Annotated in this window: 16 protein-coding genes and 1 pseudogene; 11 read left to right on the top strand and 6 right to left on the bottom strand. The window is 62.4% G+C overall.

Features of this window, described 5'->3' with window-relative positions; all coding sequences use genetic code 11:
* The 5 genes from EOD15_RS08700 to EOD15_RS08680 all read right to left on the bottom strand — a co-directional run.
* Positions 1–1,073: Wzz/FepE/Etk N-terminal domain-containing protein (locus EOD15_RS08700; protein WP_245463613.1), on the bottom strand; the 1,073-nt coding region annotated here is incomplete at its 3' end.
* A 1-nt stretch (position 1,074) separates the two neighbouring features.
* A complete protein-coding gene (gene asnB / locus EOD15_RS08695) occupies positions 1,075–3,072 on the bottom strand; it encodes an asparagine synthase (glutamine-hydrolyzing) (protein WP_127408420.1) in 1,998 nt (665 codons plus the stop codon).
* Positions 3,072–4,331 (bottom strand): O-antigen ligase family protein, encoded by a 1,260-nt coding sequence (locus EOD15_RS08690; RefSeq protein WP_127318904.1) that lies wholly within the window; start codon positions 4,329–4,331, stop codon positions 3,072–3,074. Before EOD15_RS08690 ends, asnB begins: the two co-directional genes overlap by 1 nt.
* A complete protein-coding gene (locus tag EOD15_RS08685) occupies positions 4,328–5,536 on the bottom strand; it encodes a glycosyltransferase family 4 protein (RefSeq protein WP_127318902.1) in 1,209 nt (402 codons plus the stop codon). The genes EOD15_RS08690 and EOD15_RS08685 overlap by 4 nt, the downstream gene beginning before the upstream one ends.
* Positions 5,537–6,047: 511 nt before the next feature.
* Positions 6,048–7,811, bottom strand: coding sequence for a calcium-binding protein (locus EOD15_RS08680; protein WP_127318900.1), 1,764 nt, complete (start codon positions 7,809–7,811; stop codon positions 6,048–6,050).
* Between the two features lie 454 nt (positions 7,812–8,265).
* On the opposite strand from EOD15_RS08680, the gene EOD15_RS08675 reads away from it, so the two are divergent.
* The gene (locus tag EOD15_RS08675; protein ID WP_164761604.1) at positions 8,266–10,017 is read left to right on the top strand and encodes a type I secretion system permease/ATPase; all 1,752 of its coding nucleotides are present in this window, start codon (positions 8,266–8,268) and stop codon (positions 10,015–10,017) included.
* Positions 10,010–11,386: an HlyD family type I secretion periplasmic adaptor subunit gene (locus EOD15_RS08670; protein WP_127318896.1), complete on the top strand. Its 1,377-nt coding sequence runs from the start codon at positions 10,010–10,012 to the stop codon at positions 11,384–11,386. The genes EOD15_RS08675 and EOD15_RS08670 overlap by 8 nt, the downstream gene beginning before the upstream one ends.
* Positions 11,387–11,560: 174 nt before the next feature.
* On the opposite strand, the gene EOD15_RS08665 is transcribed toward EOD15_RS08670, so the two are convergent.
* Entirely contained in the window at positions 11,561–12,511 is a 951-nt protein-coding gene (locus EOD15_RS08665) for a LysR family transcriptional regulator (protein ID WP_127318894.1), read from the bottom strand.
* A 93-nt stretch (positions 12,512–12,604) separates the two neighbouring features.
* On the opposite strand from EOD15_RS08665, the gene EOD15_RS08660 reads away from it, so the two are divergent.
* From EOD15_RS08660 to EOD15_RS08620, 9 genes and pseudogenes are all read left to right on the top strand, one after another.
* Positions 12,605–13,510: a dioxygenase gene (locus tag EOD15_RS08660; RefSeq protein WP_127318906.1), complete on the top strand. Its 906-nt coding sequence runs from the start codon at positions 12,605–12,607 to the stop codon at positions 13,508–13,510.
* Between the two features lie 3 nt (positions 13,511–13,513).
* Positions 13,514–14,473 (top strand): VOC family protein, encoded by a 960-nt coding sequence (locus EOD15_RS08655; RefSeq protein ID WP_127318892.1) that lies wholly within the window; start codon positions 13,514–13,516, stop codon positions 14,471–14,473.
* A complete protein-coding gene (locus tag EOD15_RS08650; RefSeq protein ID WP_127318890.1) occupies positions 14,470–15,129 on the top strand; it encodes a dienelactone hydrolase family protein in 660 nt (219 codons plus the stop codon). Before EOD15_RS08655 ends, EOD15_RS08650 begins: the two co-directional genes overlap by 4 nt.
* Positions 15,129–16,190: a maleylacetate reductase gene (locus EOD15_RS08645; protein WP_245463614.1), complete on the top strand. Its 1,062-nt coding sequence runs from the start codon at positions 15,129–15,131 to the stop codon at positions 16,188–16,190. Before EOD15_RS08650 ends, EOD15_RS08645 begins: the two co-directional genes overlap by 1 nt.
* Positions 16,191–16,216: 26 nt before the next feature.
* Positions 16,217–17,491: an ABC transporter substrate-binding protein gene (locus EOD15_RS08640; protein WP_127318886.1), complete on the top strand. Its 1,275-nt coding sequence runs from the start codon at positions 16,217–16,219 to the stop codon at positions 17,489–17,491.
* Between the two features lie 59 nt (positions 17,492–17,550).
* Positions 17,551–18,267, top strand: coding sequence for an ABC transporter ATP-binding protein (locus EOD15_RS08635; protein WP_127266437.1), 717 nt, complete (start codon positions 17,551–17,553; stop codon positions 18,265–18,267).
* On the top strand, positions 18,267–18,968 hold the full coding sequence (locus tag EOD15_RS08630; RefSeq protein WP_127318884.1) for an ABC transporter ATP-binding protein: 702 nt from the start codon (positions 18,267–18,269) through the stop codon (positions 18,966–18,968). Before EOD15_RS08635 ends, EOD15_RS08630 begins: the two co-directional genes overlap by 1 nt.
* Positions 18,969–19,035: 67 nt before the next feature.
* Positions 19,036–19,899 carry a branched-chain amino acid ABC transporter permease gene (locus tag EOD15_RS08625; RefSeq protein ID WP_127318882.1) on the top strand — a complete coding sequence of 288 codons (864 nt, stop codon included), beginning with the start codon at positions 19,036–19,038 and terminating at the stop codon, positions 19,897–19,899.
* A gap of 8 nt (positions 19,900–19,907) precedes the next feature.
* Positions 19,908–20,199: pseudogene (locus EOD15_RS08620) on the top strand (branched-chain amino acid ABC transporter permease); the annotation flags it as partial.

Below are 20,199 nucleotides of genomic sequence, written 5' to 3'. Positions count from 1 at the left end.
ATCTTGCTTTGCGTCGTGGTTCTGAGTTCCTCGTCTGCCGGCGCGAGAGCCTGTCGAGCCGCAAGGTCGGCAAGTTCAGGCGCGCCAATAGCTTCGGCCAGGGCGATGAGAGAGGCCCCTTGCTCTCGAAGCTGCTGCACGTACCGTAGCCGAGATTCCACGGCGGCGAGATCCGCCTTTGACATCGACAATTGCTGGCTGAGGTCGGCCCGTTCCCTGGCTGCATTGTCCGCCGAGCCTTGGTCGATGGCTCCGTGACTCAGCCGATATTTCTCAAGGCGGTCAGCCGCTGCCTGCAGATCATTTTGCAGCCCGGGCAGACTGGCGGTGATTGCATCGAGCTCTTGCTGGTCGGATGCCTGCCTTTTCTTCGTTAGGGTGTCGACATAAACCTGAGCGAATGTGTTGGCCACGAGCGCCGCCCGCGCGGGGCTGTCATCGGCGAAAGCGACGGAGATCACTCTCGATCGCAGCTCCTGCCCGACCCGCATGCCTCGCCGCAAAGCTCTCAACTCGGAGGCATCCTCGGCTTGTGGACTGTTGGCTGCCTGGTCCGCCCCTGGCCACAGCCGGTCCAGTAGACCGTCGGCAAGTGAGCGTGTCCTTGGGGGAGGGGTGGCAGACGGTTCAAGCCGGGAATTCCTGCTAGCGGAATTGTCCTGTCCGGTTTCCGCCGCACCTGTCTTGCGTAGTGCCGCCATGACGCGGCGCAGGTGATCTTGCGACGATAGCATCGTGATGTGGTCATCTATGCTTGAATCAACGAGGTCCTGCGAAGACGGGGCGCCGACGGGCAGTGAACCGCGCGAGGGGGCGTCGACGATAAGCTGGGTTGTTGACTCATAGAGAACTGGTCGGAGGCTTCCCAGCAATCCCGCCAACAAGCCGCCCAACACAGCGAAAGCAATAATAGACCATTTTCTCCTTGCCAAAATCACGAAGAGTTGGCGCGACGCGGTGGGCGGCTCGACATATTCACGCAATGACCGCACGTGCACTCTGCCATCGAGAACCGGTGCTGGCAGTTGATTGACCCGTGGCAGCTGGATCGGGCTGATTGCGGAACCTACCATCTTACACTCCTGCCAGGTCGAGTTCATGAGTTGGGCCGGTTTGCTGTGCTTGCCGATTGGCCTTGCTCCGCCAGGCCTGGAACATCAACGCGGACCACAATTCGCGCGAGCGGTTCTGGCCATCAATGTGATCGCGCCAGCAGGCGTCGATCTTCGCGGTGTCCAATACGTCACTGCTTTCGGTTCGCATATCGGCGAGAAGATCGGTGGCCCAGTTGCGCAGCGGACCCCGCAGCCATCCAGCGATAGGGACATCGAAGCCTTGTTTCGGACGCTCGATCAGGTGCTGCGGGAGATAGCGGCGTAGCAATTGGCGAAGGATCCATTTGCCGGTGCCATCACGAACTTTCATGTTGGATGGCAGCCGCCAGGAGAATTCGACAACGCGGTGGTCAAGGAGAGGACACCGACCCTCAAGGCTGTTGGCCATGGTGGCACGGTCCAGCTTCACCAAGATGTCGCCAGGCAAGTAGCCCGCCATGTCATCGTAGAGAAGACGGGAGAGCAGGTCGTCAAGCGGCGGATCGCCGTAGTCGTAGGCTGGTTCGGTCGGCCGCTGAGATCCCAGGTTTTCAGCCTGTGGCCGCGCCAGCCGCTGAAACAATTCGTCTTCATTCGATGCCGTGAGCAGCCGGGCGAGGCGTTCCATTCGGTCGCTCCGGATAAAATGCCTCGCGCTCGCAGAGAGCGGCAGTTTGCCAACGACATCGTCACGTCCGGCGCGTGCGAAAAAACCTGCTCCTGCCGCCAAGGTTCGGCGCAGTTGTCGGGGCAGGCGTAGGTGCCGTTTCAGCCGCTCCGCCATAAAGTGGCGCCCGTATCCTGCGAAGCATTCGTCACCGCCGTCGCCCGACAGCGCTACGGTGACGTGCTGACGAGCGAGCCTGGCAACGAGCAAGGTCGGTATTTGTGATTCATCGGCGAAAGGTTCATCCCAGGCCTGGGGCAACTCGGGAATGACGTCACGTGCGGCGCTTGGCGAGAGGTGAAGTTCGGAGTGGTCGGTACCCAGATGACGGGCAACGGCCGCTGCATATGGAGCTTCATCAAAGCCGCTCTCTGCGAACGAGATCGTGAAGCTGCGAACCGGCTTGCAGGATTGGGCCTGCATCAAGGCGATCACGGCTGAGCTGTCGATGCCCCCCGACAGGAAGCCGCCCAAAGGGACGTCGGCGATCATGCGTTCCCGCACAGCCAGCCGAAGCCGGTTGTCCAGTTCGTCAATGAGGTCTTCGTCCGTGCCGATGACGGGGTTCCGTCGCCCATCGGCAGCGACGTCAGCCAGCGACCACCAGCGGTGAACGCTTTGGGAAAGACGGTCCGCGCTGCGGTCTTCGGCAAAATTCGCCGCCGTGACGGAAAGGACGGAACCAGGCGGCAGTTTGAACACGCTTCGCCAGATGCAGCGATGGTCCGGCACCCATCCCGTCGAAAGCATTGCCGCGGCGGCATCAAGATCAAGGTCGGGAGAAAAGCCCGGAAAGCAATTGATCGCCTTCAGCTCAGAGGCGAAAACCAGCGCATCTCGGATCGATGCGACATAGAGGGGCTTTTTGCCCATTCTGTCGCGGGCCAGATGCAGGGTTCTTGTCTTGAGATCCCACAATGCGAAGACGAACATCCCGGCAAAGCGATTGAGGGCGGCCTCAAGCCCCCAATGCTCGATTGCGCACAGCATCACTTCGGTGTCGCTGGCGCCTTGAAAGGTTTGGCCCGCACTCTCGAGTTCGCAACGCAAATCGCGAAAATTGTATATCTCACCGTTGAAGGTGATCACGTACCGACCGCTGGCGGAATGCATCGGCTGGTGCCCGGCGGCTGACAGGTCGACAATTGCCAACCGCCTGTGGCCCAGTGCGATTCCAGTTTCGCGGTCGATCCAGAGCCCCTCGCCGTCCGGCCCCCGGTGACGCAGCGATGCAGTCATCCGCCCGATCGCTCCGAGCGGCTTTATGTCCGCGGCGTCGGAAGCTAATAGAATTCCCGCGATCCCACACATTAGGACACCCTCGGTTCAGCAAGCTGCCGCCGAAGTGCGGTCGGATTTCCGGCAACGAGGCAGAAAGCCAGCGAAAACCACACGATCGGGTGGCGGATGATCAGGTGAGGCATGCTGAAGATTATCGTCGAGACACCAAGCACCAGCAGGGCGTCGAATCCCGCTCGCCAGGCGAAGGACATGGCGGCGCCCACGATCCAGACCAACGCCATCACGGCAAGCAATCCGCCCTGCAGGTAAAGGTCGAGAACGGTATTGTGCGCTTCGAAAGGTCGCTGCAGAAATTGACGGTCGGCGACGGGCGGCCGCTCGAGGTGGGGGCCAGGACCCAGTCCCAGGGAGCCGGATTTCAATCCTTTTTCCACAGCCTCCTGCCACAAATAGAGCCGGAGTTCGAGCGTTTCGATGGTCCCTTCCCCGCCTTCGTCTTTGGTAAGGCTCTTGGCAAAATTGGCGACGCTGGTCTCCTCGGTGAGCGCGTACGGCGTCATTGCAAGCGCTAGAGGCAAGGAACCCGCCAACAGCAGAATTGCCGCCATGCGGGGCATGCTGGCGCGGCCACTCGTTGCTATCCATGCACGAAGCCGCAATCCGATAAAGATGAGGCAGCTCAGGATGCTGGTGTAGAGATAGGTGTCGCTCTTCGTCAGCCGGCCGACATAGAAGGTCAGGAGCAGGCATGAGAATGCAAGCAAACGAGCCCATGGGTTGCGGGTGGTCGTAGCAAGATGCAAAGCCAGTGGGCCAAAAAGCGCGCAATAGAGCGCAAGTTGGTTCGGGTTCTCGGACCAGCCACGGAACCTGTCCCAGAACCAGGGATCAACGCCGGACTGGTGGGCTACCCCAAATGCCAGTCCCAGCTGAATTACGAAGCTCCCGTTGGCGATGGCGATCACCCACCACGCACTGCGGCGAAGGTGACGATCGGCGTCGGGCTCCGCGGCCGCCAAGCATGTGAAGCTTGCCAGCAACACATAGGCCATAACGTCATGTACCAGCCCGGTCAGGTAAAGGACGGTGGTCAGGTAGCCGACGATCGTGCCGATTCCCAAAGCCAGCGACAAGATCAGCCAGAAGCTCGCAAGCTGGACAAAAGCGGGCGTGACCTGGAGATGACCGCCGGCGAGTATTCGTCCAATCGCCAGAACGATCCAGATCGCGATGAACAATTCGCCATATCCGAGCGGCAATCCCGGAACGCCCAGTTGCGTCGCATAAGACATCGCAACTCCCAGGGCGAGCAAGGCGTCCCGGATCATTGATGTGCCCCGCCTCGGTGATTTGCGAGGCCGCCTCCAAGTCCGACGGCAGGGAGCGGTCGCATGTGCCCCGCGCGGAGTGTGTTGTCGTAAAGGTCGCAGTACTGGTCGACCACCAGTGGCAGGGCAAATTGCCTCCGGACAAGTTCAACAGAACGGGCGCCCATCGCCTTGGCCGCCGCGCGGTCGGACAGCAAGTCTATCGTTCGCGAGGCGAGGGCATCGGCATCATGCGGCGCAACCAGGTAGCCATTCCATCCGTCTTCGACGACGTCGCTGCAGCCTGGCATCCTTGAGGCCACGATGGGTAGTCCCGCCAGCCCCGCCTCCAGCAATACACGCGGAACCCCCTCGCGATACTGAGTGGGAAAGGCGAATACATCGGACATGCCAAGGAGATCGGCGACATCGCGTCGTGGACCCAAGGCCAGCACATGAGGTGCATGCCGATCGAGCTCCGATTTGTCGATTGCGAATGAGCCCTCGGATTCTCGTGGGCCGACGAGCACAAACCGCGCCGCGGGCCTTGCGGACAGGATGCGAGGGATCGCATTGAGAAGGGTCGCCACGCCTTTCTGGCGCGTCAAACGGCCGACGAAGATCACCACTTCCGCGGACTGAAGGCCGAGGTCCTTTCGCATCTTCGTTGCTGAGGACCCGAGATGGCGCACCGTTGCGAACGCATCGACATCGATTCCGGAACTGCGTATCAGTCGCGAAGTTCCGCGGCCGATCAGCCGAAAGCGCTCGAAGAACAGTTGGTCGTCGCGATTTTGGAATACGGTCGATGCCGTCCAGGAAGACGCAAGCCATTGCAGTGCGCAATAGACCGGACGCAAGGCCAGGGCTCGAGGCTCCAGCGATGAGAACGTCCACCCCAGTCCGTTGATGGTGCGAATGACCGGAACAGTTCCCAGTACCGAAAGGGGCGTCAACAGATTTGGCTTGGTGTCGAAGCTCTGGATGATGTCAGGCTGAAGCTCCTGCATCAAGCGGCGCATCGTTCGGAGAGTGCGCCATTCCCCGCCTCCGCTTGCAAAGCGGTCGAAGGAGAACCTGTGATGCGAAATGTCATGCCGAAGAAACGGTACGGGAGAACCGCTCGAGACCGCCGTAACGCGAAAGCCTTTCTCTCGCAGCGCGATGAGGAAGGGAACTCTCAAGGCGTGATCCTCGCCTCCCACGCAGACCAGGTGCGGGTTCATCTGCCTCTCCCAAGCGCACTGACCGATTGGCTCTCGATGCTGCCATGGCCCGGTTTCATCACCTCTGAGCGCATGCCGCCCGAGTGCACGCTAGGGGGACACCAGGTGCCTGTCCTCGTCCGTTTGAATGACACAAGGGATGTTTGGAAGGGTAGCGACCAGCGAGGCGAGATTCCCTCGCGATTGCCGGAGCGTTCATGCGACTCGTGTCTTGCGGGATGAGCGCGGTGCTTGCCTGAGCCGGTAGGGGTGGCTGGTCTGCATCACCTTGGTTGTCCAAGGTTTTCGAGTGTCCAATTGCGGCGGCGCGGTGCCTGAGCTCCGCGGTTCGCTGATGGCAAAAAATCTTTGACGCGTAGTTGCGCTGGGCCGTCAAGTCGGCCCTCGGCCTGCGTGGCCGGTCTTCAGGACGGAACCGGCACGTCAGCTGTTGGTCCACTCATCCGGAACATCTGTCGGCGAGGCCCAGGGGCCTCGCCGACTTCTTAGAGCATTTCTTCGCTGGGCTGGTTCAGGTGACCAGGAAAGACGATGCGGTAATCAACAGATGCGGAGAGAGGCTCGCGAAATGGATCTGGTTTGCGCCTCCGACGCCGTCGCTGTCGAAAGAAAGAGCTCCCGTCGAACTGTTGTAGACAATGTGATCGGAACTGTCATGCGCGGCTTTGCCGGCAAAGAAAGCGTCCGACGAGAGGCCCCCCTGATCGAGACCGGCAAAGATGGAATGATCGAGGTGGATTTTGTCCTGGGCTTTGTTGAAATCAGTGATCCTGTCGACATTTCCGTCGCCAAGAGCGGTACTGAAAACGAAGACATCACTGCCGCGGCCGCCGGTCAAAGTATCGGCTCCACCGCCGCCGTCGATCTTGTTGGCGCCGGCGTTGCCTTTGACGGTTTGAGCGAACTCATTGCCCGTCAGGTCGATCGCGGCCTTGCTGGACGCCTTGCTGGTCGCGAGTTGTTCGATGTGAGAGCCAGCCGATAGGGCGAAACTCACAGAGGCGAGGACTTTATCGATGCCGCTGCCCTTCTGCTCCACCACCTTGTCGTGAGCATTGTCGACGGAGTAGGTGTCATTGCCACCATATCCGGTCATCTTGTCGGCGCCACCGCCACCATTGATCTTGTTGGCGCCGCCATTCCCGTAGATGGCTTGGCCGAATTCATTGCCGGTCAGGTTGATGGCCGTCCTGCCCCCAGAGCTAGCAGTGGAGAGCTGCTCGATATGTGAGCCCGCCGAAAGAGCGTAGCTGACCGAGGCCATGACCTTGTCAGTGCCGCCGCCTGGCGCTTCCATCACCTTGTCACGAGCGTTGTTGACAAAGTATTTGTCATTGCCCGTGGTCGCGTGAAAAACGTCTGCGCCGCGCGTGCCATGGAAGACATGATCGCTGTCCGACGGGGCCGGCGCGGCCGGCACTGGAGCGGCGGCGTCTGTCGGAGGCGTGGCCGGAGCAGGGGCGGCGACGTCGGTTGGAGGCGGGGTCGTGGTATCGCTCGGATCGGTTACTGGGGGGGCGGCCGAGCCACCGGTGCTTTGGAGATTGTGCTGTTGGAACAAAGCCTGCAACTCCGGCGAATTTTCCAGAGCTGTGTCACCGTTCTGCGAGCCCCAGGCATAGGCATAATCGAAGGCAGGCGACGGAACCAGTGCTGCCCAATGATCTATCATCGTTTGCATCTGTTCCGGCGTCGGCATCTGATGCTTCCCGCCCGTGTCGGTGGTCCAGTTGCCACCGCCAAAAGTCTGATAGACTGGAATGATTTTGTCGATCGGGATGCCGGACTTGACGGCCGCAGCCACGGCCCTGTCGATCATGTTGTAGTCGACCGTGCTCACGTCATCGCGCACCGGGTAGGGGTCCAACCCATAGTAGTCGATGCCGGTATTTGCCGGATTATACGTGTTGGAAAAATCCGGGTTTGTTGGAGAGCCCATATTCATCATGGTGATGAACGTCTTGGCGCCCGGAAAATGGGAATGGATCCAGTCCGACTCCGCCTTCAGGGTTTCGGCACTTGCATATGTGCCCCATCTGCCGGTGGGATCTGGCTCGTCCATCAGGAAGAACCCGAACACCTTGGGATTGTTGAGAAAAGGCGTAACTTGTTCGATGAAAGAGGAGGTGACGCCGTCGTGGGCGCTGAGATAGACGAGGCCTTTCATGCCGTCCGGCAAAGCATTGACCTGCGAGAGATATTGAACATCGACCAGGTTGAACCCGGCGGTTGCGACTTCGGTGGCTGATCCACCGGACGCATAATGGAGTGTCATCCAATGATCCTTTGGTTGATTCGATTTATGCCCCGCGTCTGCTTAGGTGATTGCTACATTAGGATGAAATCAAATACGAAACACAGCGGGATAGAATGTTTGATTGATCTAAGTTGTTACTCAGTAGCAGGTATTTTGCTCAGCCGAGCGTGGCACCTTTGAAAGTGTTTGGGAGCAAGGACATACGCCTCTTTTGCCAGCTCCGTTCTGACCATTTCCTTTAGCGAAAATCGTCATCTTTCGGGAAGTTATCCCCAGACAGGGAGACGTCGGCGGTCGCGTTTCGCTGGTTCAGGCCACGAATCCGCTGCATTTTCCTCAAAGTCGACGTATGTAAGCAGAGCATAATAAGGGGGGCGACGGATAGCGGCTGCTATGCGCACCAAGAAAGGTTTGAGCCATTACAACTTACGGAAGTAACGGCGCGGCAGTGTCGCGCGAACGACCGCTGGTCATGAAAACATCGGGGGCCGGTTCTCCCGAGCTCCGTTCCGCCATTCTCGCCTGCATGCCTGGGCTGCTTGGCGTGGCGCTGTTCTCGGCAGTGATAAACATTCTCGCTCTGACCGGTTCGGTCTACATGCTGCAGATCTATGATCGCGTTCTGCCGTCGCAGAGCGTTCCCACCCTGGTGGGGTTCACGATCGGAATGCTGGGTCTGTATGCGGTCTATGGGCTTCTGGATTTCGTGCGGCTTCGCGTGTTGGTCCGCATCGGCAGCCGTCTCTATAGGAATCTGCAGCAAAAGGTGTTCTCCATCTCCCTGTCCCTGCCGCTCAAGGCAGGGCGTGATGCGGACCGTCTGCAGCCTTTGCACGATCTCGACCGACTGCGCGGCTTTCTTTCCGGAACGGGACCGACGGTTATCTTCGACGCCCCGTGGATCCCCTTTTATCTGCTGATCATTTATTTGCTCCATCCTTCGCTCGGCCTGCTGGCGACGGTCGGTGCGATCGCCGTGGTCCTCCTGACAGCGATTGCGGAAGTGTTTAGTCGAGGCCCCGCCGCGCGTGCCTCGGAGGAGCTGCTGTCGCAGCGGGCGCTTGCCGATTCCGGCCGCCGCAACGCCGAAGTCGTTCACGCAATGGGGCTTTCTGGTCGACTGGCTCGACGCTGGAGCGACGTCAGCAGAACCTATCTCGCCCAGCAGGAACGTCTCTCGGACGTCGTTGGTGGCGCCAGTTCGCTGTCGAAGGCCCTGCGGATGGCGTTGCAGTCCTGTGTTCTCGGTCTCGGCGCTTACCTGGTGATCGGCGGCGAGGCTTCACCTGGGGTGATCATCGCATCTTCCATTTTGCTTGGCCGCGCCTTGGCCCCGGTCGATGCTGCGATCGCAAACTGGAGAGGCTTTCTGTCGGCCCGGCGCAGCTATTCCGAGCTGGCAGCGGTCATGGCGGCATTCGGCCGCCAGGACGAGCCAATGGAGTTGCCTCGGCCGCAGGCGCGGTTTGCGGTCGAGCAATTGACCATTGCGCCGCCCGGCTTGCCAAAGCCAACCGTGGTCAATGTGAGCTTCCATCTGTCGAGAGGCGCTGGGATGGCCGTAATCGGCCCAAGCGGTTCCGGCAAGACAACTTTGGTGCGTTCGTTGGTCGGGGTGTGGAAGCCGCTCCATGGCTCGGTGAGATTGGACGGCGCCTCTCTCGATCAATGGAACTCGGAACAGCTCGGCGCCCATATCGGCTACATGCCGCAGGACGTGGAGTTGTTTGACGGCACAGTAGCGGACAACATTTCGAGGTTCCGAGGCAAGACGGATCCAAAAGGCGTCCTTGCGGCGGCAAGAGCAGCCGGCGTCGAGAAAATGATAATGCAACTCCCTCAGGGGTTTCAGACCCGCATCGGCGAGGGCGGAGCGGCCCTGTCCGCAGGGCAGAGGCAACTTGTGGGCCTGGCCAGAGCACTTTATGGCGAGCCGTTTCTTGTCGTGCTCGACGAACCGAACTCGAACCTCGACGTGGACGGGGACGCTGCCCTGGCCGGCGCCATACGGGCAGTGCGTCAGCGCGGAGGCATCGTTATTGTCGTTGCGCATCGTCCCTCAGCTCTCGCCAACATCGATCAGGTACTGGTTATGTCGAATGGAACGGTTCATGCCTTTGGCTCGCGCGAGCAGGTCTTGGCGAACGTGCTCCGACCTTCACCGCCTGTTTCACCTCGGCCAGCTTCTTTGGCGCCGATACCGGGGGTTGCCGGGCATGCATGAGGCACTGCTCGAAACATTCGTCGCCTTCTCGTCGTACGCTCGGACCTTTCGTGGCGGCAAACGGCCTGCCGTGAGCGCGCCGGATCTGCCGGACGGTATACGGGCCAACCTGATATTCGGCTTGGCGATTACCGGTCTGCTGGTTCTTGGCGGCGGTCTATGGCTGGGATTGACCAAGATCGCCGGCGCTGTGGTTGCACCAGCCACCGTGGTGGTGGAAAGCAACGTCAAGAAGGTCCAGCATCAAACCGGAGGCACAGTGGGCGGGATTTTCGCGCAGGACGGAGATCATGTGCGAGCCGGCGACGTGTTGGTCAGGCTGGATGACACGCTGACTCGCGCGAACCTGCAAATCATCAGCGAGGATCTCGATCGCGCGACCGTCCGCCTCGCTCGGCTGGAGGCGGAGCGAACGGGCCTGGCGGAAATGCAACTGCCGGTCGACCTGAAGGCGCGAAAGAACCAACCGGAGCTGGCTGCGCTCGTCAATGGCGAGCGCGCCCTCTTTGAAACGCGCGCTTCGGCTTTGGCTGGACAGAAGGCACAGTTGAGAAGCCAATCCCAGCAACTTGAACGTCAGATCGACGGCCTTAAGGCGCAACAGAGCGCGGTGGATGAATCGGTTGCTCTGCTGAACAAGGATTTCGCGGACGTTGATTCCCTCTACGCCAAAAAACTCGTCTCCAAGGAGAGGCTAAGCAACATCAAGCTGGATGCCACCCGGGCCAGGGGAGAATCGGGGCGCCTCGCTGCAGCAGTAGCTGAAGCGCAGGCGCGCATCAGCGAAACGGGGTTGCAGATGCTGCAACTGGATGACCAAAGGCGCACTGACGTGACGACCGAACTCCGCGAGACGGAAGCCAAGCAGACCGAACTCAACGAACGGGGGATTGTGGCGCAGGATGAATTGACCAAGACAACGATCCGCGCGCCGCAGTCCGGAACGATACAGGAATCGGCTGTCCATACCGTCGGCGGCGTTATCGCGCCTGGCGAGATGCTCATGACCATTGTACCTGATGCCGATGATCTTGTGGTGGACGCGCTGATCCCGCCGTCGCGGGTCGACGACGTCCGCCCGGGGCAGCCGGTATCGATCCGTTTTCCGGCGTTCGACGTGGGAACCACTCCGGTCTGCCAGGGGTCAGTGAAACACATCTCGGCAGATCTGATTAAAGATCCGCAACGTCAGCTTTCCTATTTCTCGGCGCGTATCAAGGTTGAAAGCAAATCGAACTGCCTGACCGAAGCGAAGGTGCTGAGGCCAGGTATGCCCGCCGAGGTTCATATCCGCACCGATGAACGCAATGTCTGGTCCTATCTGTTGAAACCCTTTGTGGATCAGATGTCCAAGGCGTTTACGCAGTGATGGCGAGGTGGAGGAGGGCGAGCCAATAGGATGTCGAGATTTCTGGCGGCCCGACGGCTTTTGGGGGCGGGCGGCCGTCGAGCCTAACCGGCGACGCGGGGATGAAGCGCCTCCGGCTGGAGGAAACATGCGCGTTATGTGACGCCACCGCATCATTCGAATAGCGAGGCCGGATTACCGTCCCCAGACGACGGCATTCTCGTGCCGTTTGATGATGTGCTTTAGATTCTCGAAGGCGGTCGTGACGTGGCCGGCGAAGCGCTCTGCCGCGGGCGAGCGTGGCCCGCTGACCCGGCGCAGGATTCCAAGCGAGCGGCTGGGCTGCGGAATTTCATAGGGTAGCACCGTCACCCGGTTTTCCTTGCGCTGCGCGAAGACCACGGAGAATGGCAGCACCGCCAGCGCATCGGTTTCGGCAAGGAAGTTGATCACGCTCATCAGCGAGCCTCCCGAATAGCGGACGTTGAGGTCCGACATGCCGATGCTCATCAGGATCATCTGCAGGTCCGACATCAGCGGAGAGCCGGGTAGGGGGGCTACCCAGGGAAAGCTGGTCAGGTCATGCGCCCTGAGGCGGCGATTTCGCAGCAGGGGATGGTCGGGCCGGCAAGCCACGACGTTGCGTCCGGGCAGGATTTCCGTGAATTCGAAGCCGGGTCCCAGGTCGAGCACGCCGATCGGCACGATCCCAAGATCGATCTGGTTGCTCTCCAGCGCCGCGACCATCTCGGGCAGGTTCATGTAGCTTTGCTGGACGGTGACCTCGGGCTCGAGCTTCTGGAATTCTCCGATCATCCGGCTGATCATCGCATCCATGAAGAAAGGCACGCCGCCGACACGGACGACGCCCTTGGTGCCTTTTATGAAGCCCTGCACCGCATCCGACGCCTTGCGCGACGCGGTGATGATCGTGCGGCCCTGCGCCGCCAGCTGGAAGCCGAGCGGTGTCGCCTGCAGCGGCCGGCGACCCTTGAGGAAAAGCGGCTCGCCAACCCGTGCCTCCAGCATGGCCAGCGATCGACTGACTGCCGGCTGGGTCAGGCCCAGCATAGCGGCTCCTTCCGACACGCCGCCTGCATCCAGCACCGCGGCGAGCTGCATGAGGTGGCGCTCGTTCAGCTTCATAGCAAAACGCTATACAAGGGACGCCACATCTCATCAAGCATCGCGTCGGGCCGTGCTATCCCGCTTGGCAAGGGGAAGGGAGGCCCCGGCGGAATGCACGGCCAGCACGACCCTAAGCGAGATGAATTCCCCAAGGCGATCTCGACGCAGGCCGAGGAATTCTCACGGCGCCTGACGGCAATGGGCCAGTCCCGCCTGGCGGCGGCGGCGCAGGCAGCCGTCGACGGTTTGCACGCGCTGATCGTCGAGTTGCGGCCCTCCGGCGAGGAATTCCGGCAGGCGATCGATTTTCTGACCGAGGTTGGCCACTACGCCGATGCGCGGCGCCAGGAATGGGTGCTGTTCGCCGACGTCCTGGGCGTGTCTTCGCTGATCGAGGATCAGAACAGCCCGCGTCCTGTTGGGGCGACCCCAAACACCCTGGCCGGCCCTTTCTACCGGGCCGACGTGCCGGAGATGCCGCTCGGCGCGAACATCTCGCGCGATCACAAGGGCGAGCCGCTGGAGGTTGCGGGCCGGATCGTCGCGCTCGACGGCGATGCGATCGGCGATGCGATGGTCGAGATCTGGCAGGCCAATGCCGAGGGTCTCTACGAGAACCAGGAACCTGATAGGCAGCCGGAATTCAATCTGCGCGGACGCTTCCGCACCGATCCGCAGGGGCGGTTCCGCCTCACGACGGTGAAGCCGAAGGGCTACACGCTGCCGTCGGACGGTCCAGTCGGCCAATTGATGTCGGCGCTTGGCCTTGGCCTCGAGCGGCCGGCCCACATCCATTTTCGCGTCTCGGCGGAGGGCTTCGAAACGCTGACGACCCACATCTTCGACCGGTCGGACCCCGCGATCGGCCGGGATGCCATCTTCGGGGTCAAACCCGAACTCATGGCCGAGTTCCGCGCGCTGCCGCCTAACGGAGGAAAACGGAAGCACGCGCTCGACCTCAACCTCGTGCTCTGCCCGCAGCGGCGGGGCGAAACCGAACCCTCTGGGAGGAGATGACCGATGGCACGTGTCAGCGGCTACCACCATTTGACGCTCTCGACGGACAGCGCTCAGGAAGATTTTGATTTCTATACCAAGGCACTGGGCCTGCATTCGGTGAAGCGCACCGTCTTGTTCGACGGCGTCATCCCGGTCTACCATCTCTATTACGGCTCGCCCAACGGCGATGCCTCGACGATCATCACCACCTTCCCGTTCCGCAAGCCAGGCGTCTATGGCCGCCGCGGATCCAACCAGTCGCGTACCATCATGCAGTCGATCCCCAAGGGGGCCGCGGATTTCTGGGTCGACCGGTTGAATGCGCGTGGCATCGAGGCCATCAAGATCACCCGTTTTGGCGCCGACCGTGCGGCTTTCGCACATCCCTGCGGTATCCCGCATGAGCTGGTGGAAAGCGACAGGGATCCACGCGCGCCCATCGCCAACGAAACGCAGGGCATCGGCAAGGCCCACGGCATCAAGGGAATCTACGGCGCCGTGGTGGCGGTGATGGACCGCACCGCCATGGACGACTTCCTGACCATCGCATTGCCGATGGAGAAAGAGGCCGACGACCACGAAGGGCTGGTGTTCCGCGTGCCCGACGCGGCCGGCGTCGCTCAGCGCGTGGAGGTCATTGTCGACCGCGACAGCCCGCAGGGCACCTGGACGCTGGCGGGCGGCACGATCCACCACCTCGCCCTGAACACCGGCGACGAAGAGAACCAGTTGAAACTGCGCGCCCATATAGAGGGCCTCGGCTTCACCGATATTTCGGAGCAGAAGGACCGCAACTACTTCAAGTCCTGCTATGTCCGCTCCCCCGGAGGCGCGCTGTTCGAAATTGCCTGGACCACGCCCGAAGGCTGGGCCAAGGACGAGCCCCCGGGCCAGATAGGCAAGACGCTGGTCTTCCCGCCATGGTTCAAGGACCGCGAGAGTGAATTGCAGGCCGGCCTGGAAGAGGCGGATTTCGCGTGAGTTCAGGCAGCGGTCCGCTCCGGCTTGGGCCAAGAGGCCCGGAGGCGAAGGCGATTTGCGTCTTCGTCCACGGCCGCGGCCAATCGCCCGAAGAGATGCAGTCGCATGTGCTGTCGCGGCTTTCTGCGTCCGCCGTGGCCTTCATCCTGCCGCGCGCACCGCTCGGCATGTGGTGGGAGGCGCGTGCCGTCGACCCGTTGACGCCGGTCGCACGGGCGCAGCTTTCCGACGCGCTCGACCACCTTGCGGCCGCAATGGTCGCGGCGCGGGCCGAACTGCCCGGACTGCCGCTTCTTCTCGCGGGCTTCTCGCAAGGGGCGTGTCTGTCGATCGAGTATCTCTGCGCGGGGCTGCCGCCGCCGGACGCTCTGGCGGCCTTCACGGGCTGCCGTGTCGGTGTTCCGGCGGACGAAAGATCCGAGGCGGCGCCGGCCGGAATGCCGATCTATCTTTCCGGCGGCGATGCCGATCCCTGGATACCGGTCTCGGCGTTTGCCGATGCCGCGCAATCGCTGGGCCGGTTTGGCGCGAGCCTGCGGGCCGATCTGTTCCCGGGCCGCGGCCATGAGGTCTCGGACGCCGAGATCGCCATGCTGGGCACGATCCTCGACGACCTCGCGGCCGGGCGTGGCCCGCGCATGGAGGCGGCGCGATGATGGACAGCTTCACCTTTCCGGGCCTGACGACACGGGTGGTCTTCGGTGCCGGCACCATGGCTCGCGTCGAAGAGGAAGTCCGGCGGCTCGGCCATGACAAGGTGATGGTGCTGTCGACACCGCACCAGATGGGCGATGCGGAAAGACTGGCCGCAAGCCTTGGTGGCCTCGCGGCCGGGATCTTTGCCGGCGCGGTCATGCATACCCCTGTCGAGGTCACGGAACAGGCCGTCGATGCCTTCCGCAGCAGCGGCGCTTCGGCGGTCGTCAGCCTTGGCGGCGGCTCGACCACGGGGCTCGGCAAGGCCATTGCCGTGCGCACCGGCGCCGACCAGGTGGTCATTCCCACCACCTATGCCGGCTCGGAAATGACCGACATCCTCGGCGAGACGGCGGCCGGCGAGAAGACCACCCGCCGCTCGCCGGACATCCGCCCCGAGACGGTGATCTACGACGTCGATCTGACATTGAGTCTGCCGGTAGGTCTCACCGTGACCTCGGCGATGAACGCGATCGCTCATGCGATGGAGGCCTTCTATGCCCCCGACCGCAATCCGGTGATCGTGCTGATGTGCAGGGATGCCATGGTTGCCTTCCGGGACGGCATTCCAAGGTTGATCGGCAATCCGCAGGAGCGCGCAGCGCGGACGCAGGCGCTCTATGCTGCGTGGTGCTGCTCGACCGCGCTAGGCTATGTCTCGATGGCGCTGCATCACAAGCTGGCGCATGTCTTCGGCGGCTCGTTCGATACGCCGCATGCCGAAACCCACGCCATCCTGCTGCCCTACACGACCGCCTTCAACGAAGCGGCAGTGCCCGATCTGCTGCGCCCCATCGCCGAGGCATTCGGCGGCGGCTCGGCGGGCGGCGGGCTCTGGGATTTCGCACAGTCGGTCGGTTCTCCGCTGAGCTTGAAGGCGATCGGCATCGAGGAGACCGATCTCGACCGCGCGGCGGCGATCGCGGTCAAGAATGCCTATGCCAATCCGAGGCCAATCGATCCGGGATCGATAAGGGAACTCCTTCAGGTGGCGTGGGAGGGACGCCGTCCGGGGGCTTGAGAATAAAACAAGAGGGAGGAACTACAGTGATCACAAGACGCAGCCTACTGAAAGCCTCGGCGGCGACAGGCCTGGCGCTGGCCGGTTCGCGCCTGGCGACGCCGGCCATCGCGCAAGGCGCCAAGATCCGCCTGGGCTATGTTTCGCCGCAGACCGGGCCGCTTGCCGGCTTCGCGGAGAGCGATGCCTACAACATCAAGGCCTTCCTCGCTTCCGAGGCGGGCAAGAACTTCGAGGTCATCGTCAAGGACAGCCAGTCGAATCCCAATCGCGCGGCCGAGGTGGCGAAGAGCTTGATCGTCGATGACGAGATCAACCTGATGCTCGTCGGCTCGACACCCGAGAACACCAACCCTGTGGCCACCACCTGCGAGGCGGAGGGCGTGCCGGTCATCTCGACGATGGCGCCGTGGCAGCCCTGGTTTATCGGCCAGCAGGGCAATCCGGCCGATCCGGCCTCGTGGAAGCCTTTCAACTTCGCCTATCATTATTTCTGGGGTCTCGAAGACATCATCGCCGTCTACACCGGCATGTGGAAACAGCTTTCCACCAACGGCAAGGTGGGCGGGCTGTTCCCCAACGATGCCGACGGCAATGCCTGGGGCGACCCGAAGAATGGGTTGAAGCCCGGCCTCGACGCCGCCGGCTTCAGCCTTGCCGATCCTGGCCGCTATCAGAACCTTTCGGACGATTTCACCGCGCAGGTCAACGCCTTCAAGGCGGCCAATGCCGAGATCGTCACCGGGGTGGTCATTCCGCCCGACTTCACCACCTTCTGGAATCAGGCCCGCCAGCAGGGCTTCAAGCCCAAGGCGGTGACGGTCGCCAAGGCGATCCTTTTCCCGCAATCGGTCGAGACGCTCGGCGATGCCGGCCACAACCTCTCGTCCGAGGTCTGGTGGTCGGCCTCGCATCCGTTCAAATCGTCGCTGACGGGCGAGAGTTCGGCCGAACTCGCTGCGGATTTCACCGCCAAGACCGGCCGTCCCTGGACCCAGCCGATCGGTTTTGTCCATTCGCTGTTCGAGGTGGCGGCCAATGTCATGGGCCGCGTGTCGGATCCAACCAATGCCGAGGCGATCGCGGCGGCGATAGCGGCCACCGACATGACGACGGTGGTGGGCAAGGTGGCCTGGAGCGGTGCGGGATTGCCGCCTTTCGCCGCGAAGAACGTCTGCAAGACGCCGCTCGTTGGCGGGCAGTGGCGCAAGAAGGCCGGTGGCGGCTTCGATCTGGTGATCGTCGAAAACGCCGGCGCCTCCGAGATTCCCACCGCCGGCAAGATGGAAGCCCTGGCCTGACGCTGCCGAGGGCGGCTGATACCGCCGCCCTCGTTCGGCGCGACCCAAGGATGACATTGATGATACTCAGGCTGGAAAACGTTTCGAAGTCCTTCGGCGCCCTGAAGGTTGCCGATTCCGTGACCGTCAGCGTGCCGCGCGGCGAAGCGCTGGGCATTATCGGCCCGAACGGCGCGGGAAAATCGACGCTCTTCAACCTGATCACCGGCAATCTGTTTGCCAATGAGGGGCGCATCGAATTGCTCGGCCGCGACGTGACCCGTGCTCCGGCCATGGAGCGGGTGCGCATGGGCGTCGGCCGCAGCTTCCAGATTCCGCAACCTTTCGAGGGGCTGACCGTGTTCGAAAATCTCTTGACCGCTGCCGCCTTCGGCCGCGGCGGACGCGAGGCCGAGATGGTCGACGATTGCGCTGGTATCCTCGAGGAGACGGAGCTTCTCAGGAAGGCCAATTTCGTGGCCGGCTCGCTGAGCCTTCTCGACCGCAAGCGCCTCGAACTCGCCCGCGCCCTGGCGACAGGCCCTGAGCTTCTGCTTCTGGACGAGATCGCCGGCGGTCTGACGGAGGGCGAATGCAAGGCCCTGGTCGCGACAATCAAGGCGATCCACGCCAGGGGCACGACAATCATCTGGATCGAGCATGTGCTGCACGCCCTGAATTCGGTGGTAGAGCGGCTTCTCGTGCTGGATTTCGGGCGCGTGATCGGGATCGGTGCGCCTGATGAGATCATGGCCTCGAAGGCGGTTCGCGAAATCTATCTGGGGCTCGAGGTCTGATGCTGGAAACGCGTGGCCTCACCGCGAATTACGGCCAGTTCCGGGCGCTGTTCGGTGTGGATATCAGCGTGGCCGCAGGCGAATGCGTGGCGATCATCGGCGCCAATGGCGCCGGGAAATCCACGCTGATGCGCTCGATCACGGGCGTGATCGGCAACGAGCCCGGCATGGTGCTGCACAGGGGCGAGCCGATCGGCGCGCTGTCTTCGGCCCAGATCATGAAACGCGGCATCGCCATGGTGCCGGAGGGGCGCCGACTGTTCCCTTCGCTCACCGTCGAGGAAAACCTGCTGGTCGGCGGGCAGGCGCGCAAGGTGCCGGGGCCGTGGAACCTCGACGCCGTCTATGACCTTTTTCCGATCCTGCGCGAACGGCGCAAGAGCCCCGGCACCGCGCTCTCGGGCGGCCAGCAGCAGATGGTGGCGATCGGCCGGGCGCTGATGTCGAACCCCCAATTGCTGCTCTGCGACGAGATCAGCCTCGGCCTCGCGCCCGTCGTCATCCGCGACATCTACGCAGCCCTTCCCAGGATCCGCGAAAGCGGCGCCGCGATCGTGCTGGTGGAGCAGGATATCGGCAAGGCGTTGGCGGTCGCCGACCGCGTCTACTGCATGATGGAGGGTCGCGTCACGCTGGCCGCCAGGACGGCCGAGGTCACGCGCGAAGACATCCATTCTGCCTATTTCGGGGTGGCGTCATGACCAGGGATCCGAGATTCCGTCATCTGCTCGCACAGCGCTCTCATGGCCTGATCGAGGTGGCGCGGCGATGATCTGGCTGGACACTCTCGTGCAGGGGATTCTGCTGGGCGGGCTCTATGCCCTGTTTGCAGCGGGATTGAGTCTCGTCTTCGGCATCATGCGGCTGGTGAATCTCGCCCATGGCGACCTCATCATTCTTGCCGCCTATCTGGTTTTGATGGGCGTCACGCTGCTCGGCCTGTCGCCCTGGATCGCTGCCCTGGTCGCCATGCCGGCGATGTTCGCGCTCGGCTGGCTGCTGCAGGCCGCCGTGCTGAACCGCGTACTGGGCAAGGACATCCTGCCGCCGCTTTTGGTCACCTTCGGCCTGTCGGTCGCCCTACAGAACGGCCTGCTCGAGGCCTTCTCCGCCGACAGCCGCCGTATTCCGGTGGGCGCGTTGGAAGGGGCATCGCTCGATCTCGGGCTGGTCACGGTGGGGATCATGCCGCTGATGACCTTTGCCTCGGCGATCGTGATGATCATTGCCCTGAACGGGCTCTTTTACCACACCGCGCTCGGCCGTGCCTTCCGCGCCACCTCGGACGACGCCGTGACGGCGGGGCTGATGGGGATAGAGCCGAAGCGGATTTTCGCGATCGCCACCGGGATCGCCATGATCGTGGTGACGCTGGCGGCCCTCTATCTCGGCATGCGGGCAAACTTCGATCCTTCGATCGGGCCGGCGCGGCTGATCTATGCCTTCGAGGCGGTGATCATCGGCGGCCTCGGCAGCCTATGGGGAACGCTCGCGGGCGGGATCATCATCGGCGTGGCGCAGACGTTTGGTGCCGCGCTCAATCCGGAATGGCAGATCCTGGCCGGCCACATCGCCTTCCTGGCCGTGATGCTGCTCAAACCGCGCGGGCTTTTTCCGCGCGCAGTGGATTGAGGGGCGGCATGTATCGACTGACAACCCGCACCCGCGCCGGAACCGTAACCGCGATCACGGTGCCGATCGTCATCGTCGCCGCGCTCGCGCTGCCTGCCGTGGCCTCGCGGGGCGTCATACAGGATCTGTTCTTCATCCTCACCATGCTGACGCTGGCGCAGATATGGAACCTTCTGGCGGGCTATGGCGGCCTGGTCTCGGTGGGTCAGCAGGCCTTCGTCGGCATCGGCGCCTACGCGATGTTCGCCGGCGTGATCCTGCTTGGCTGGAATCCGGTCCTGGCGATCCCACTGGGGGGGC

Source organism: Mesorhizobium sp. M7A.T.Ca.US.000.02.2.1, assembly GCF_003996995.1.
In the GTDB taxonomy this organism is placed as follows: domain Bacteria; phylum Pseudomonadota; class Alphaproteobacteria; order Rhizobiales; family Rhizobiaceae; genus Mesorhizobium.
Note: the sequence above shows the minus strand (reverse complement) of the source record. Positions and strands in the feature narration are given on the sequence as shown.